Consider the following 16,289-nt stretch of genomic DNA (forward strand, 5'->3'; position numbering starts at 1 on the left):
CCGCTGTCCGTTGACATTGTTTTCCCGGCCGACCATGCTAAGCAGTTGCTTAGACATAGTGTTCACGATGTTCAGGACATGAGCGAGGCATGGGAGGCCGGGACATGGCAGAGCCGAGGATCTTCACCTCCGCCGACGAGCTGAAGGCGGCGGTGGGCGAGCAGCTGGGGTACACCGACTGGCTGGAGATCGACCAGAAGCGGATCGATCTCTTCGCGGAGGCCACCGGCGACCACCAGTGGATCCACGTCGACCCCGAGAAGGCCGCGGCGGGTCCCTTCGGGACGACGATCGCGCACGGCTATCTCACCCTGTCGCTGCTGCCGCTCTTCGGCCCTCAGCTGATCAGCGTCGAGGGCGTGAAGATGGGCGTCAACTACGGCACCAACAAGGTCCGTTTCCCCGCCCCCGTGCCGGTCGGCTCGCGCCTGCGCGCCACCGGGACGATCAGCAGCGTCGAGGACGTCCCGGGCGGGGTCCAGCTGGCCGTCGCCTACACCGTGGAGCGCGAGGGCGGGGACAAGCCGGTCTGCGTGGCGGAGTCGGTGGCCCGCTTCTACGTCTGAGCAGTGGCCCGGCGGACTACTTGACCCCCACCATGCGCAGCACGAGGTCGGCGTCGAGGGCGCCGACCTCGTCGGGCGTCCAGGGTCCGTCGACGTTGAACCAGCGGGCGACGTCGATGCAGAGCGACATGACGGCGAGGGTGGTGCCCTTGACGTCCAGCACGTCGAACTCGCCGGAGGCGATCCCGTCCTCGATGATCCCGCGCACCTCGGCGTCGCACTGCCGGCGCAGCGCGAGGATCTCCTCGCGGGCGTCCGGACCGAGCGAGTCCAGCTCGTACTGCACGACCCGGGCGGTGGTGCGGCCGCCTGCGTGCCAGCGGACGAAGGAGCTCACCGCGTCGGCGAGGCGCTCGGTCGCGGTGCCCTCGCGCCGGGCCGCCGTCCGCAGGATCTCCAGGGCCTTCTCGTGACCGATCCGGCTGATCCGGTGGAGCAGCTCTTCCTTGGTCTTGTAGTGGATGTAGAGCGCGGCGGGGCTCATGCCGGCGCGGCCCGCGATGTCACGGGTCGTCGTGGCGTGGTACCCGCGCTCGGCGAAGGCCTCCACCGCGGCGATCAGCAGCCGCCGTGCCGCGTCGGGCGTGACCTCGCCCCACGCGGACGTCTCGCCACCGGCCGTCTCCTTCGCCGTACTCATCGCTCGCTCGCCCCTCTCGCAGACAGACACCCCACCATACCGCCGAAGGTGAGCGAGCGCTTAGAGTCCCCGCTCAGGGCTTCCAGGAGGCCCGGAGCTTCCAGAGGACTCAGAGCTTCTCGAAGGGGTGGTACGCGCGCTCCGCCGCCTCCTGCCGGTCGCGGATCACCTTGGCGAGGGTGAAGGCGGAGGTGACGAGGTACAGCACCGCGATCCCGAGGAACGCCCGCACCCAGGCGTCGGCGTCCAGCCGGAAGATGCCGATGGCCGTCGCGGCCATGGCGATCGCGAAGGAGGCGACGGCCTGGCCGTAGAAGGCGGCGGTGTTCTGCTGCTTGCCGGATGTGTCACTCATGGGGACAAGCGTCGGCGGATGTGGCCGGTGCCACATCCGCCGGGATACTCAGCTCAGGTACTCAGAACGCCGAAACCCCGGTCAGGGCCCGCCCGATGAGCAGTTTCTGGATCTGGCTGGTGCCCTCGTACAGGGTCATCACGCGGGCGTCGCGCAGCAGCTTGCCGGCCGGGTACTCGTCGATGTAGCCGTAGCCGCCGAAGACCTGGAGCGCGTTGTTGGCGGCGCGGACGGCGGCCTCCGAGGCGAAGAGCTTGGCCTTGGAGGACTCGACGGCGAAGGGCTGCCCGCGGTCGATCAGGTCCGCGACCCGCCAGGTCAGCAGGCGGGCCGCGTCCACGTCGACGGCGATGTCGCTGATCAGCTCCTGTACGAGCTGGTGGTGCGCGATGGACCTGCCGAACTGCTCGCGCTCGCCCGCGTACTTCACCGCCGTGTCCAGCGCGGCCTGGGCTATGCCCACACAGCCCGCCGCGACCGACATCCGCCCCTTGGCCAGGGCCGACATGGCCACCGAGAAGCCCTTGCCCTCCTCCCCCAGCATCGCGGAGGCGGGCACGCGGACGTCCTCCAGGACCAGCTCGGCGGTCGCCTGACCACGCAGGCCCAGCTTGCCGTGGATGGTGCGGCGGGTGAGGCCGGGAGTGTCGGCCGGCACGAGGAAGGCGGAGACGCCCTTGTGGCCGGGGGCGTCGGTGGAGCGGACGAACAGCAGCACCACATCGGCCCAGGTGCCGTTCGTGATGAACATCTTGGTGCCGTTGATGACGTAGTCGTCGCCGTCGCGCACCGCGCGTGTGGAGAGGTTGCCGGCGTCGGAGCCGGTGCCGGGCTCGGTGAGGCCGAAGCAGCCGACGTACTCGCCCGAGGTGAGCCCGGGCAGCCACTGCCGCTTCTGGTCCACGCTCCCCCAGGCGGCGATCGTCTTGGCGACCAGCCCGAGCGACACGGACACGATGCCGCGCACGGAGGAGTCGCCACGCCCGAGCTCCTCCGTGACCAGGCAGTACGCGAGGTGGTCGCCGCCGGAGCCGCCGTACTCCTCGGCGACGGTCAGTCCGAGGAAGCCGACCTCGCCGAGCTTCTTCACGATGGACCGGTCAACCTCCTCGGCCCGGTCCCAGGCGATGACGTTCGGGGCGATCTCTCGGTCCACGAAGTCCCTGGCGAGCCGCCGGACGGCTTCCTGCTCGTCACTGAGCTCCAGATTCATGACCGGTCACCCCACTCGAGATCCTGCACAATCCTACACATTTAAATTAGCACTGCTAGTTTCGGGCGTGCAGCCCTACTATGTGCGCCATGGCCCGACCGCGCAAGCCCCTGCTCAGCACCGACCGCATCGTCGAGACGGCCCGTGCGCTGGTGGACGCGGAGGGCCTCGCGGCCGTCTCCACGCGTCGGCTCGCCGCGGAACTGGGGGTGAGCGGGCCCTCGCTCTACAACCACTTCCGCACCAAGGACGAGATCCTGGAGGCGGTCGCCGACTCGGTGAGCGCGCAGGTCGACCTGTCGATGTTCGAGGACGGCCGCGAGTGGCGCACCGCGCTGCACGACTGGGCCGTCTCCTACCGGGCCGCGCTGCGTGACCACCCCAACATCGTCCCGGTGCTCGCCACGGGCCCGGGCCGCCGTCCGGCCGGCCTCCGCCTCGCGGACGCCGTCTACGGCGCGATGGTCGACGCGGGCTGGCCGCCCGCGCAGGCCACCTCCATCGGCGCGCTGATGCGGTACTTCATCATGGGCTCCGCCCTCGGCTCCTTCGCCGGGGGTTTCGTGGACGACCAGAGCGCGTACGACCCCGCCGACTATCCGCACCTGGGCCAGGCGCACCTGCTCGCCGAGCAGCAGGAGAAGATCGACGAGCGGGCCTTCGAGACGGGGCTCACGGCGCTGCTGGACGGTCTTGTGCAGCAGTTCGAGCAGGTGCAGCGGGCCGGTTAGCGACAGTTCGGCGGCCGCCGAAGTGTCCCTGTCCCATGCTGGGGTGCATGACCACCAGGGAGCCCCGGGCACCGCGGCTGGCCCGGCTCGCCGGGCTGATCGCCGACGAGACGCGGGCCACCTGTCTGCTGGCGCTGCTCGACGGGCGGGCGTGGACCGCGAGTGAGCTGGCGCGGCATGCGGGGGTCGCCGCGTCGACGCTGAGCGAACATCTGGGCAAGCTCGTCGCGGGCGGCCTGCTCGCGGAGGAACGGCAGGGCCGCCATCGGTACGTGCGGCTCGCCGATGCGGCGGTTGCGCAGCTGGTGGAGGATCTGGCCGCGCAGGTGGAGCCGGGGGATGCCGTACGGCCCCGGGGGCTGCGGGAGTCGAGTGCCGGGGCGGCGATGGCGCGGGGGCGGACCTGTTACGACCATCTGGCGGGGCGGCTGGGGACTGCGGTGACGGATGCGTTGTCGCTGCGCGGGCTGTTGCGGCAGGACGTCGGGTTTGCCCTGACGGAGGCGGGGGTTCGGTGGTTCGACACCATCGGTCTCTCCCTCGACCGCCGCGGGCGGCGGCCGTTGGCCCGTGCGTGTCTTGACTGGACTGAGCGGCGGCCCCACCTGGCGGGGGTTGCGGGGGCGGCGCTCTGTCGGCATGCGCTGGACTCGGGGTGGTGTGTGCGGATCGGGTCCGAGCGGGCCGTGAAGGTGACTCCGTCGGGGGAGCGGGCTTTGCAGGAGCTGTTGGGTATCGATGCCGATTCGCTGCGCTGAGTGGCGCCTGTGCGGGTGCGGAGCCGCATATCGATACAGCCCCGCGCCCCTGAAGGGGCGCAGCAGCGCGCCGTCTGAAATCCGCGAGACCCAAGCTCATTCCTCTCCTAGCCTCTGGAGCATGATGACCTCCCGTCGTACCGACCTGCTCGCCCCCGCTGCCGCTGCGGTCAGCGTCGTGTTGTGGGCCTCCGCCTTCGTGGCGATCCGCAGTGCGGGTGCCGCGTACTCGCCCGGGGCATTGGCGCTCGGTCGGTTGCTGTCCGGGGCGCTGGTGCTCGGGGTGATGCTGGTCGTACGCGGGGAAGGGTTGCCGCCACGGGGCGCATGGCGGGGGATCGCGATATCCGGAGCCCTGTGGTTCGGCTTCTACATGGTGATCCTGAACTGGGGGGAGCAGCAGGTCGACGCCGGTACGGCCGCGCTGGTGGTGAACATCGGGCCCATCCTCATCGCCCTGCTCGGGGCGCGGCTGCTCGGGGATCCGATGCCGCCGCGGCTGCTGGTGGGGATGGCGGTGTCGTTCGCGGGGGCGGTGACGGTCGGGCTGTCGTTGTCGGGGGGCGGCGGGTCGTCGGTGCTCGGGGTGGTGCTGTGTCTGCTTGCGGCGGTCGGCTATGCGGGTGGAGTCGTCGCGCAGAAGCCTGCTCTGGCGAGGGCGAGTGCGCTGCAGGTGACGACGTTCGGGTGTCTCGTCGGGGCGGTGGGGTGTCTGCCGTTCGCCGGGCAGTTGGTGAGCGAGGCGGCCCACGCGCCGGTGTCGGCGACGCTCAACATGGTGTACCTGGGTGTGTTTCCGACCGCGCTGGCCTTCACCACCTGGGCGTACGCCCTGGCTCGTACGACCGCCAGCCGGATGGGGGCGACCACGTACGCGGTGCCGGCGCTGGTCGTGCTGATGTCGCGGCTGGCGCTCGGCGAGGTGCCGGGGCTGCTCACACTGGGCGGCGGGGTGCTGTGCCTGGCGGGTGTGGCGGTCTCGCGGTCGCGGCCGCGGGCTGCGGTCGTGCCGGCTGCGGCGCCGGAGAGCACTCCGGAGCCGCAGCCCGAGGGCGCCTCGGAATCCGCATGACGCGCCCTGCCCGCAAGGGCCTTGATGCGTGGCTGAGCAGGGCTAGAAGACCACGAGCGCGCGTCCGCCCTTGCCGGCCAGCATGTTCTCGAAGGCGGCCGGGATGCCGTCCAGGCCGATCCGTTCCGTCACCAGTGCGCCCAGGTCCAGGCGGCCCGCCCGCACGTGTTCGGCCAGTACGGGGAGGTCCTTCGCCGGGTCCGAGTTGCCGTACACACAGCCCGCCAGCGTCCTGCCCCAGTGGAAGATCTCCAGGGCGTTGAAGGTGACCTGCTGGTCCTTGCCGCCGATGCCCACGACCGTCGTGCGGCCGCCGCGGCGGGTGGAGTCCCAGGCGGTGCGGATCGTCGAGGCGCGGCCCACGCATTCGATCGCCACGTCCACGCCTTGCTTGTCCGTCAGTCCGCGGATCTCGCGGGCCGTCGTCTCGGAGGCGACGACGTAGTCGGTGGCACCGGCGCCACGCGCCAGCTCCTCCTTCTCCGGGGAGACATCGACGGCGACGATGCGTGCGGCGCCCGCGATCCGGGCCGCCTGGAGCGCGGCCAGGCCCACTCCCCCGACGCCGTACACCGCCACCGTCTCGCCCTCCCGGACCTGCGCCGAGTGGTGTACGGCGCCGTAGCCGGTGAGGACCGCGCAGCCCAGGAGGGCCGCGTCCGCGAGGGGGATGCCCTCCGGGAGGGGCAGGACACAGCCCGCCGAGACGACCGTCTCCTCGGCGAACGCGGCGACGTTCAGGCCGGGGTGGAGGTCGGAGCCGTCGGAGGAGCGGTGGGCGTAGACGTCCGCGGCGCCGTTCAGGGCGTTGGCGCACAGCCACACCTCGCCGAGCGTGCAGGCGTGGCAAGCACCGCACGAAGGCGCCCAGTTGAGGACGACCTCGGCGCCGGGCGAGACGTGCGTGACACCTTCGCCCACGGCGACGACCGTGCCGGCGCCCTCGTGGCCGAGGACGGCGGGGACCGGCACCCGCATGGTGCCGTTGGACAGGGACAGGTCGGAGTGGCACACCCCGGCGGCCGCGAGACGGACGCGGACCTGGCCGGGGCCGGGGGCCGGGAGGTCGATGCCGGTGATCTCCAGCGGGGCGCCCACGGCGGGAAGGACTGCTGCGCGAACCATGGATGCGCTCCTCAGAACTGCAGGGACTTGGTCTGGAGGTACTCGGCCAGGCCGTGCGTGCCGAGTTCGCGGCCGACGCCCGACTGCTTGTAACCGCCGAAGGGGGCGAGGGGGTTGAAGCGGCCGCCGTTGATGTCGACCTGCCCGGTCTCGAGGCGGCGGGCGAAGGCGACCGCCTCGCTCTCGTCGCCCGCCCAGACGGCGCCCGCGAGGCCGTAGACCGTGCCGTTGGCGATGCGCAGGGCGTCCTCCTCGTCCTCGTAGCGGAGGATGGCGAGGACCGGGCCGAAGATCTCCTCCTGGGCGATGGTCATCTCGGGGGTGACGTCGGCGAAGACCGTCGGGGAGACGAAGTAGCCCTGCTCGCGCGGGGGTTCGGCGCCTCCGGCGACCAGCCGCGCGCCCTCCGCCACGCCCTTCTCGATGTAACCGCGCACCCGAGCCTGCTGCTTGGCGCTGACCACCGGGCCGATGCGGTCGCCGTACTTGGCGGCGGCGGTGGCCGCGAGCCCGACCGCCTCCTCGTACCGGTCCCGGTGGACGAGCATGCGCGTCCAGGCGCTGCAGGTCTGGCCGGAGTTGGACATGACGTTGGCGACGCCGACGTTGACCGCCTTGGCGAGGTCTGCGCTCGGCAGGATCACGTTGGCGGACTTGCCGCCCAGCTCCAGGGCGACCTTCTTGACCGCGGCGCCCGCGGTCGCACCGATCTGCCGGCCGACGGCGGTGGAGCCGGTGAAGGAGACCAGGTCGACGCCCGGGTGCTCGGCGAGGGCCTGGCCCGCGACCGGTCCGCGTCCGGTGACCAGGTTGAAGACGCCCGCTGGTACGCCCGCCTCGTGGACCGCCTCGGCGAAGAGCTGGGCGGTGAGCGGGGTGTCCTCGGCGGGCTTCAGGACCACCGTGCAGCCCGCCGCGAGGGCCGGGGCGACCTTGGCGACGATCTGGTGCAGGGGGTAGTTCCAGGGCGTGATCGCGCCGACCACGCCGACCGGCTCAAGGTAGACGGTCGAGTTCCCGGCCTTCTCCTCGAAGGCGTACGTCGCTGCCAGTTCGGCGTACGAGCCCGCGACCGCGATCGGCACGGCCGCGTGCACGTTCTGCGAGAACGGCAGCGGTGAGCCGAGCTCGGCGGTGACGGTCTCGGCGATCTCGTCCTTGTGGGCCACGAGGACGTCCCTCAGCGCACCCAGCCGGGCGGCCCGCTCGGCGGGCGGGGTCGCGGCCCAGGCGGGGAAGGCGGCACGGGCGGCGCGTACGGCGGCGTCCACGTCCACTGCCGTCCCCGCGGGGACCCGCCCGATCACCTGCTCGTCGGCGGGATTCACGACATCGATCACGTCCTGGCCTGCGGCGGGCCGCCAGGCGCCGTCGATGTACAGGCCGTCGTGTGCCTTCATGGTGCTCCTCCGGGGCGGGGTGCGTCGTCCGCGTGACAACCTACCGACAGCCACACAAACTAGCGCCGGTAGTTTTCAACCGCCAGATCGACACCGCCCCAAAGGGGCGCGGGGCTGTATCCATATGCGGCGCTGCCGCGTGGGCGCGACAAGCCCCAACGCACCCGCAGACGCCCGGCAACCCACCCCGGCAACCCGTTACGCGTCCAAATCCGGCAACCGCGCAGGCGCCGGACAGATCCGCTCCCCGTGCTGATCGAAGACAAACAGATGGGCGATGTCAACGAGCAGCGGCACCTGCATGCCATGCCGGAGCTCGATGTCGGGCGTGGTCCGCACCACCAGATCACCCGGCAGGCGGGCCCCGGTCGACGCGACGCCGGCCGGGTCGGCCTCCCCCGGGTCATCCATGACCACCACCGGTCCCGCGCGGAGCGCCCCCGCCCGGTCCCGCAGACGCTCCAGCACGGTCGGCCCGCCCTCCCGCCGACGGCGCCGGGACGCGCGCGAGCCGGGCCGCGGCGCCTCCAGGTCCGGCACGACGGCGGGCTGGGAGCCGGTGTTGAAGTGCACGAGGATCTCGTGCCCCTGGAACTCCACGTGCTCCACCAGGCCGGTGAGCGGCGCTTCGCCCGGCCGGGCGGAGGAGTGCTTGGCGATGCGTACGGCCTCCGAGCGCAGCCCGACGATCACCTCCCGGCCCTGCTGCACCCGCAGCAACTGGTGGTCCTGGGAGAGCGGTTCGGGCAGCCGCAGATACTGCTTGCCGAGGCTGATGGTCATCGCGCCGTCGAGCGGGGCACGGACCAGGCCGCGCAGCAGGTTGATGCGCGGGGTGCCGATGAAGGCGGCGACGAAGATGTTGCGGGGCAGGGCGTACACCATGCGCGGGGTGTCCAGCTGCTGCAGCACTCCGCCGCGCAGTACGGCGACCCGGTCGCCGAGCGACATGGCCTCGGCCTGGTCGTGGGTGACGTAGACCGTGGTGACGCCCAACTCGCGGGTGAGCTTGGATATTTCGGCCCGCAGGTGGTTGCGGAGCTTGGCGTCGAGGTTGGACAGCGGCTCGTCCATCAGGAAGGCCGAGGGGTGACGGGCGATGGCGCGGCCCATGGCGACGCGCTGGCGTTCGCCGCCGGAGAGCTGGCTGGGGAAGCGGTCGAGGAGGTCCTCGATGCCGAGCATCCGGGCGGTGGCGTCCACACGCGGGCGCGGGTCCTCGCCGGGGTTCTCGACGCGCAGCGGGAAGCCGATGTTGCCGCGGCTGGTCATGTTCGGGTACAGGGCGAAGTTCTGGAACACCATCGCCATGTTCCGCTCGGACGGGAGGAGTTCGTTGGAGTGCTCGCCGTCCAGCAGCAGCCGGCCCTCCGTGATCTCCTCCAGCCCGGCGATCATGCGGAGCACGGTGGACTTGCCGCAGCCGGACGGCCCGAGCAGCACGAGGAATTCGCCGGGGCGGATGTCCAGCGACAGCCGGTCCACCACGCGAACGCCTCGCGTATAGGTCTTGCTCACGTCCTGCAGAGAGATGGCGCGTGTCATGGCACTGCCCCCGGGGGCGTACTGAGCGAGTCCTGAGGCTCCGCGGTCGGACGGCCCGTACGGGTCGCACGGGCTGTGAGTCACGGAAGTTAACGGACCGTACGCGCTCCAGGGAAGACACCTGACGGAATCCGGTGCTGCGTTCCGCCCAGTGAGAAAGCGGACGCGCAGGTGCGGACCACGCCTCCCGGGTCAGCGGATCGCCGCCAGATGCGCGAACACGACGACGTTGCTGCTGTAGCCGGTCCTGCGGGTGAACAGGCCGCCGCAGGTCAGCACCCGCAGCTCGGGGCGTGAACTCGGGCCGTACACCTCCTTGTCGGGGAAGCGGTCCTTGTCGAAGATCCGTACGCGGTCCACGGTGTAGACGGCGGTACGGCCGTCGGTGCGCCGGACCTCGATCCGGGCCCCGGGGTGCACCTGCGCGAGGGCGGCGAAGACCGCGGCGCCGGTCCTGGTGTCGCGGTGGCCGACGGCGATGGCGGTGCCGGACTCGCCCGGTGAGGGCCCGTCCTGGTACCAGCCGACGAGCCTGGGCCTGTCGAGCGGCGGGGTCTCCAGCTGCCGGTCGGCGCCGACCCGCACCCCGATGACCGGCGCGTCGATGCCCAGGGACGGTACGCGCAGGGCGGCCGCCGGTGACCGGGGCAGTGGCGGGGGCGGTGTGGCGGGTTGGGCGGGCGCGGCCGGCTCGGAGGCCCGGGGGCGCCCGTCGGCGGGGCCGGGGGCCGGTTCGGCGGGCGCCGAGGCGCGCGGCGGGGCCTCGGCCCGGACGGACTCGGTCGGGTGGTGGTGATGGCCCCCGCACCGGAAGACCGTCACCAGGGCGGCCACGATCATGGCCGTCCTGGTGAGGCGGTAGGCGCGGGTCCGGTGCCAGGGCCTGCGGCGCCTGCGCCGGGGACCTGCCCGGCGGGGCGTGCCGGCACCGTGGGGTCTGGCACGCACTCCCCCGGTGGGGGGCGCCGGACAGGTCCTACTCGGCACCGTGGGAGCGGCGGCGCAGCAGCGTCCGGACGTAGACGGCTCCGCCGACGGCGGCCAGTCCGACGCCTCCGGCCGCGCTCAGCGGGGTGTATGCCTGCATGGTGTCGACGAGGCCGCCGCCGCCGGCGTGGACGCCGCCCTTCGGCCCGTGGTCCTCGATCGTGTGGCTGGGGCCCGCCTGCCCCCGGTCGTGCCTGCCGTGGCAGTCGACGGAGAAGACCTTCTCCTTCGGCGCGACGGGCGGCGTGGGCGGCGTGGTCGGCGGAATGGTCCACTGGAGGGTGTATCTGCCGTCGGCCAGCCCCAGGATGTCGGTGTGCCCGGCGCCGCCGGCCAGGGAGATCGTGCCGCTCACGGTGGCCGCGGTGGGCAGCGGGGGCTGAGCCGTGATGGTGTAGGACACGGACGTCAGGTCGCCGAAATTCACGGCGTCGAGGTAGAACCGGCAGACAACGGGGTCGTCCTTGGAGACGCCGTAGGGCACTCGCTCACTGTGGATCCTGATGTCGGCACCGTCACCCGGGGCGGCAAGAGCGGCGGAGGTCGCGGACCAGGAGGCCCCGGCCGCGGTGAGTACGGTGAGGGCCGCGGCTCCCAGACGGGCGCCTGCGGACGGGGGCAGCAAGGTGGGCATGGACGTTCCTCCGAGTCAGACGATTTTCATACAAATCGCTCTTTCATCTGACTCTCTTTCACATCCGCCCGGCGTGTTGCGGCAGCACCACCCGACTCGCCGTCAGATATCCCTCGACCGGCGCAAGGGAGCGCGGGCCGGGCGCCCGTCCGGAGCTCCCCCGGCCACCTGAGCGCCGCCCGGAGCGGCCGGTGCCCGCAGGGCGCTGCCCGCCGAGAACAGCAGCAGCGCCCCGAGCATCACGAAGGGCGCCGCCACGCCCGCGACCCCCGCGACCAGACCCGCGGCGGCGGGCGCGGCGACCTGGCCGAGGCGGTTGCCGGTCAGCCGCAGGGCGAGGGCCGTGGAGCGGGCGCCGTCCGGGGCCGCCTGGACGACGGTCGTCATGGACAGCGGCTGCCCGACGCCGAGGCAGAACCCGAGCGCGGCCAGCACCGGGGCGAGCGCCCACACCGGCATCGGCAGCGCGATCCCGGCGCACAGCACGGCAGCCAGCAGACAGGTCACCGTGAGCAGCAGCGGCCGGCCGAGCAGCCGCAGCAGCGGGGTGAGGACGAGCCGGCAGGCGATGGTGGCGCCCGCGCGCAGGCTGAGCAGCACACCGATCACGGACGGCGCGATGCCCCGGTGTTCACCGACCACCGGCAGATAGGCGGTGAGGATGTCGGTGGCGGAGAGCACGGAGAGGCTGATGAGCATGCCCGCCGGCACACCCGGGGCGCGCAGGATGCTGCCGACCGGGACGTGATCGCCTTGTGCGGTACGGGACTTGACGGCCGTACGGTCCTCGATGCGCCACAGCGAGGTGAACGCGACCGCGGCACCCGCACCCGCCACCACGAGGGCCAGCGCGCTGGTGCCCGCCCTGTCCGGGCCGCCGATCAGTGCGCCCGCCGCGACCGGGCCGACCAGCTGGCCGAGCGAGACACCGATGGTGAAGTGACCGAAGTTGCGGTCCTGTTCGTGCGGCGCGGACTGGCGGGCGACGAGCGACTGGGCGCCGATCACGAAGCAGAGGTGGCCCAGGCCCATCACCCCGCTCCAGACCGCCATCGCCCAGAGGGAGCCGGCGAGTCCGCTCAGCGCGCAGCCGCCCGCTATCAGGACCACGCCGAGCGGCAGCAGGGGTGCGCAGCGGCCGTGGTCGGTGCGGCGGCCCAGCGGTACCGCGGCGAAGAGCGGCAACAGGGCGTACACGCCCGCGATGACGCCGACCGCCCGCTCGTCGGCACCCAGCGCGAGGGCCCGGTAGGAGACGGCAGGCCGGGCCATCGACACCGCCCCCTGCGTGAAGCCGAAGGCGATGACGAGGCGGAGCAGCCAGCCGCGGTTCCTACCGGGCCCCATGTACGGATCCTCCTGAATTCCCTGGTACCGAAGCCGGATTCGCCGGTCCGGACGGTCAGATGATGCCGAAGAGGATCCCTGCCCCGAGGACCACGAGTGATGTGAGCGCGGCCCACTTGACCACGAACCTGGTGTGGTCGCCGAACTCCACCTTGGCCATGCCGACCAGGACGTACACGGCCGGGACGAGCGGGCTCGACATGTGCAGCGGCTGCCCGATGAGCGAGGCGCGGGCGATCTCCAGGGACGAGACGCCGTGCGTCTGGCCGGCCTCGGCGAGCACCGGGAGGATGCCGAAGTAGAAGCCGTCGTTCGACATGAAGTACGTCAGCGGGATGCTCAGGATGCCGGTGACGAAGGCCATGTGCGGGCCCATCCCGTCCGGGATGTTGTCCACCAGCCACTTGGCCATGCTGTTGACCATTCCCGTGCCCTGGAGGACGCCGGTGAAGACGGCGGCGGCGAAGACCATGCCGGAGACGTTGAGGACGTTCTCGGCGTGGGCGCCGAGACGGGCCTTCTGGTCGGGCATGTGGGGGAAGTTGACGGTGAGCGCCAGGGCCGCACCGAGCAGGAACAGCACCGGGATCGGCAGCCACTCCATGATCATGGCGGTGAGCAGGGCCACCGTGAGCAGTGCGTTGAACCAGTACAGCTTGGGGCGCAGGGTGGGCCGGTCGGGGTCGAGGCCCTGGAGGCCGTCGTCCTCGTCCGCGGGGAGGTCCGCGTCGGTCCCGGAGCCGGAGCCGCCGGTGGCGCGCCGGGCGTCCTTGCCGGACCCGGAGCCGGAGCCCGCGCCCACCAGAACCGTCTCGGTCTCCTTCTCCTCGACCAGCACCTCGTCCAGCGTCAGCACGCCGAGCCGCCCCCGCTCGCGGCGGCCGAGGACGTACGCGAGGCCGAAGACGAACAGCAGGCCCATGGCGAGCGCCGGGATCATCGGGACGAAGATGTCGCTCGCGTCGAGCTTCAGCGCTGTGGCGGCGCGGGCGGTCGGTCCGCCCCACGGCAGGGTGTTCATCACGCCGTTGGCCATGGCGGCGACACCGGTCATCACGACCAGGCTCATCTTCAGTCGCTTGTACAGCGGGTACATCGCCGAGACGGTGATCATGAAGGTGGTCGAGCCGTCGCCGTCGAGCGACACGATCGCGGCGAGGACGGCCGTACCGACGACGATCCTGAGCGGGTCGGCCTTGCAGAACTTCAGGATCCCCCGAACGATCGGGTCGAAGAGGCCGACGTCGATCATCACACCGAAGTAGACGATCGCGAACATGAGCATCGCCGCGGTGGGCGCGAGGCTGGTGACGCCGTCGATGACGTAGTCGCCGAGCTTGGCCCCCTTCCCGACGAAGACACAGAACAGGGCCGGGATCAGCACGAGCGCCGCGATCGGCGACATCTTCTTCAGCATGATCAGGACCAGGAAGGTCGCGATCATGGCGAAGCCGAGGATGGTCAGCATGAATGGATACCTAACGTTCGCCCTTGAACATCCCACCGGGGCAGGCGGTGCGACGACGTTAGGTCCGTTCAAACGGCGTTAACAAGACGTTGACCTGCGAGCAATAAGCGCAAAATCCCAGGTCACGGCTTTGCTCAGGTCACAGGGCTGAGCTTTTCGGACACGGCGGCCACTGCGGCGACCTCGATGGGCACTCCGTTGAGGACCGCGTTGCCCGACAGCGGGTCGAGCAGGCTGCCGTCGAGGAGCTGGTTGACGTTGACCCCGGGGTCGGTGGCGGCATGGCTCATCCGGGTGCCGGGCCGGTCGTGGCCCCAGCCGTGCGGCAGGCTCACCACGCCGGGCCGTACGGCGTCCGTGACCTCGGCGGGGGCAATCACCTCTCCCCCGGCGCCCTTCACGCGTACGGCCGCCCCGTCCCGCACACCGAGGCGCTCGGCGTCCTCGGGGTGGATGTGCAGCGTGCAGCGGTTCGTGCCGCCGGTGAGGGCGGGGACGTTGTGCATCCAGCTGTTGTTGGAGCGCAGATGCCTGCGGCCGACGAGGACGAGTTCGTCCGGGAGCCGGTCCAGGGCCGCCCGCAGCCGCGGCAGATCGTCCGCGATCGGCTGTGGCAGCAGCTCGACCTTGCCGCTCCTGGTCTTCAGCGGCTGCGGCAGACGCGACCGCAGCGGACCGAGGTCGATGCCGTGCGGATGCGCGAGCAGCCGCTCCAGGCTCAGCCCGTCCGGTCGTACGCCGAAGCCGTCGCCGTAGGGGCCGAGGCGCAGCATCATGTCGAGCCGGCGCTCGGGACCGGTCACCCCGGTGAGCTGGGCGGCGAGTTCCTTCGGGTCGCGGCCGTGCACGGGCGACCAGGGCTCCTTGACCGCCTTGCCCAGGGTCTGCCCGATGACCAGTTCGTCGACGGCGGACGGGTCGGCGCCGTGCATGCCGGTGGCGGCCAGGATGAGCCGGGCGAAGATCTCGGTCTCGGGCAGGCGGCCGGGCTCCAGGGGGACGGCGGGGCGGGTGTAGCGGACCTGGTTGCGTACGGCGAGGGTGTTGAACGCGAAGTCGTGGTGCGGGCTCTGCGAGGGCGGGGGCGGCGGCAGGACGACGGTCGCGTGGCGCGTGGTCTCGTTCAGGTACGGGTCGATGCTGACCATGAAGTCCAGTGAGTCCAGGGCCTTGTCGAGGCGGTCGCCGTCGGGCGCCGAGAGCACGGGGTTGGCGGCGGAGGTGATGAGGGCGCGGATCGGCACGCCTTCCTCGGTCGCGGTGTCGATCTCCTCGGCGAGCGCGGAGAGCGGCAACTCGCCCTTCGCCTCGGGGTGCCCGCTCACCCGGGAGTGCCAGCGGGCGAGCGTGAAGCCGTGGCTCGGTCCGGCGGGGCGGGGTGTGCGGTCGGTGGCCGCCTGCGGGAAGAGGGCGCCACCGGGACGGTCGAGGTTGCCGGTCAGGATGTCGAGGACGTCGACGAGCCAGCTGGCCAGGGTGCCGTGCGGGACGGTGCAGCTGCCGATGCGGCCGTACACGGCGGCGGTGGGTGCGGCGGCGAGTTCGCGGGCGAGGGTGCGGATGGTGGGGGCGTCCACGTCGCACGTTCCGGCGACGGCTTCGGGGCTGAAGTCCTGTATCGCCGCGCGCAGTTCGTCCAGGCCCTGGAGGTGCGGGGTCAACTCCCCGGTGTCGACGAGGTCTTCCTCGAACAGGGTGTACGCCATCGCCGCGAGCAGGAGCGCGTCGGTGCCGGGGCGGATCGCGATGTGGCGGTCGGCGAGCTTGGCCGTGCGGGTGCGGCGCGGGTCGATGACGGTGAGGGTGCCGCCGCGGGCCTTGAGCGCCTTGAGCTTGCCGGGGAAGTCGGCGGCCGTGCACAGACTCCCGTTGGACTCCAGGGGGTTGGCGCCGATCAGGAGCAGATGGTGGGTGTGGTCCAGGTCCGGCACCGGGATTGCGTTGGCGTCGCCGTAGAGCAGTCCGCTGGAGACGTGCTTGGGCATCTGGTCGACCGTGGACGCGGTGAAGACACTGCGGGTGCCGAGCCCGGCGAGCAGAACCGGCGGGTAGAGGGCGCCCGCCATGGTGTGCACGTTCGGGTTGCCGAGGACGACGCCGACGGAGTGGGGGCCGTAGCGCTCGACGACCGTGCGGACCCCGGCGGCGACCGCGTCGAAGGCCTCCTCCCAGGTGGCCTCGCGCAGCTCGCCGTCCTTGCGCACGAGGGGGGTGCGCAGCCGGTCGGGGTCGCCGTCGACGGCGCCGAAGGAGGCGCCCTTGGGACAGATGAACCCCTTGCTGAACACGTCCTCGCGGTCACCGCGGGCGCCGGTGACACGGGTGCCCTCGATGGTGAGGGTCAGCCCGCAGGTGGCCTCGCACAGGGGGCAGATTCGCAGGGCGGTGCGGGACACGGGTCCTCCCGGTGGCGGCGACGGTGACGCTCGTACTGTGCGCCGAGCATAC

At 71.7% G+C, this 16,289-nt stretch carries 15 protein-coding genes; 4 read left to right on the plus strand and 11 right to left on the minus strand.

Annotation, left to right across the window (positions count from 1 at the left end; all coding sequences use genetic code 11):
• Nucleotides 1-104 precede the first annotated feature (104 nt).
• Entirely contained in the window at nucleotides 105-566 is a 462-nt protein-coding gene (locus tag ACFY1E_RS15285) for a MaoC family dehydratase (RefSeq protein ID WP_389075742.1), read from the plus strand.
• Between the two features lie 16 nt (nucleotides 567-582).
• On the opposite strand, the gene ACFY1E_RS15290 is transcribed toward ACFY1E_RS15285, so the two are convergent.
• The 3 genes from ACFY1E_RS15290 to ACFY1E_RS15300 form a co-directional block, all read right to left on the minus strand.
• On the minus strand, nucleotides 583-1,206 hold the full coding sequence (locus ACFY1E_RS15290; protein WP_389075744.1) for a TetR family transcriptional regulator: 624 nt from the start codon (nucleotides 1,204-1,206) through the stop codon (nucleotides 583-585).
• A gap of 109 nt (nucleotides 1,207-1,315) precedes the next feature.
• Nucleotides 1,316-1,561 carry a YiaA/YiaB family inner membrane protein gene (locus tag ACFY1E_RS15295; protein WP_389075746.1) on the minus strand — a complete coding sequence of 82 codons (246 nt, stop codon included), beginning with the start codon at nucleotides 1,559-1,561 and terminating at the stop codon, nucleotides 1,316-1,318.
• 61 nt (nucleotides 1,562-1,622) lie between these two features.
• Entirely contained in the window at nucleotides 1,623-2,774 is a 1,152-nt protein-coding gene (locus ACFY1E_RS15300) for an acyl-CoA dehydrogenase family protein (RefSeq protein WP_389075749.1), read from the minus strand.
• Between the two features lie 89 nt (nucleotides 2,775-2,863).
• Here ACFY1E_RS15300 and ACFY1E_RS15305 point away from each other — a divergent pair, with 89 nt between their 5' ends.
• The 3 genes from ACFY1E_RS15305 (at nucleotide 2,864) to ACFY1E_RS15315 (ending at nucleotide 5,335) form a co-directional block, all read left to right on the plus strand.
• Nucleotides 2,864-3,505, plus strand: coding sequence for a TetR/AcrR family transcriptional regulator (locus tag ACFY1E_RS15305; protein ID WP_389075750.1), 642 nt, complete (start codon nucleotides 2,864-2,866; stop codon nucleotides 3,503-3,505).
• A gap of 35 nt (nucleotides 3,506-3,540) precedes the next feature.
• The gene (locus ACFY1E_RS15310; protein ID WP_389075753.1) at nucleotides 3,541-4,263 is read left to right on the plus strand and encodes an ArsR/SmtB family transcription factor; all 723 of its coding nucleotides are present in this window, start codon (nucleotides 3,541-3,543) and stop codon (nucleotides 4,261-4,263) included.
• Between the two features lie 124 nt (nucleotides 4,264-4,387).
• The gene (locus ACFY1E_RS15315) at nucleotides 4,388-5,335 is read left to right on the plus strand and encodes a DMT family transporter (protein ID WP_389076038.1); all 948 of its coding nucleotides are present in this window, start codon (nucleotides 4,388-4,390) and stop codon (nucleotides 5,333-5,335) included.
• Nucleotides 5,336-5,377: 42 nt separating this feature from the next.
• Here ACFY1E_RS15315 and ACFY1E_RS15320 read toward each other — a convergent pair whose 3' ends face one another.
• The 8 genes from ACFY1E_RS15320 to ACFY1E_RS15355 form a co-directional block, all read right to left on the minus strand.
• A complete protein-coding gene (locus ACFY1E_RS15320) occupies nucleotides 5,378-6,460 on the minus strand; it encodes a zinc-binding dehydrogenase (protein WP_389075755.1) in 1,083 nt (360 codons plus the stop codon).
• An 11-nt stretch (nucleotides 6,461-6,471) separates the two neighbouring features.
• Nucleotides 6,472-7,860, minus strand: coding sequence for an aldehyde dehydrogenase family protein (locus tag ACFY1E_RS15325; RefSeq protein ID WP_389075757.1), 1,389 nt, complete (start codon nucleotides 7,858-7,860; stop codon nucleotides 6,472-6,474).
• 198 nt (nucleotides 7,861-8,058) lie between these two features.
• Nucleotides 8,059-9,405, minus strand: coding sequence for an ABC transporter ATP-binding protein (locus tag ACFY1E_RS15330; protein WP_389075760.1), 1,347 nt, complete (start codon nucleotides 9,403-9,405; stop codon nucleotides 8,059-8,061).
• 192 nt (nucleotides 9,406-9,597) lie between these two features.
• A complete protein-coding gene (locus ACFY1E_RS15335; protein WP_389075763.1) occupies nucleotides 9,598-10,245 on the minus strand; it encodes a class F sortase in 648 nt (215 codons plus the stop codon).
• Nucleotides 10,246-10,381: 136 nt separating this feature from the next.
• The gene (locus tag ACFY1E_RS15340) at nucleotides 10,382-11,026 is read right to left on the minus strand and encodes a hypothetical protein (protein WP_389075765.1); all 645 of its coding nucleotides are present in this window, start codon (nucleotides 11,024-11,026) and stop codon (nucleotides 10,382-10,384) included.
• Between the two features lie 102 nt (nucleotides 11,027-11,128).
• Complete coding sequence (locus tag ACFY1E_RS15345) at nucleotides 11,129-12,373, minus strand: MFS transporter (RefSeq protein WP_389075768.1); 1,245 nt, start codon at nucleotides 12,371-12,373, stop codon at nucleotides 11,129-11,131.
• 55 nt (nucleotides 12,374-12,428) lie between these two features.
• Nucleotides 12,429-13,841, minus strand: a complete 1,413-nt coding sequence (locus ACFY1E_RS15350; RefSeq protein ID WP_389075770.1) for a CitMHS family transporter — start codon at nucleotides 13,839-13,841, stop codon at nucleotides 12,429-12,431.
• Between the two features lie 134 nt (nucleotides 13,842-13,975).
• The gene (locus ACFY1E_RS15355; RefSeq protein WP_389075773.1) at nucleotides 13,976-16,237 is read right to left on the minus strand and encodes a molybdopterin oxidoreductase family protein; all 2,262 of its coding nucleotides are present in this window, start codon (nucleotides 16,235-16,237) and stop codon (nucleotides 13,976-13,978) included.
• Nucleotides 16,238-16,289: the final 52 nt, after the last annotated feature.

The sequence above is a fragment of the Streptomyces sp. NPDC001604 genome (assembly GCF_042893475.1).
In the GTDB taxonomy this organism is placed as follows: domain Bacteria; phylum Actinomycetota; class Actinomycetes; order Streptomycetales; family Streptomycetaceae; genus Streptomyces.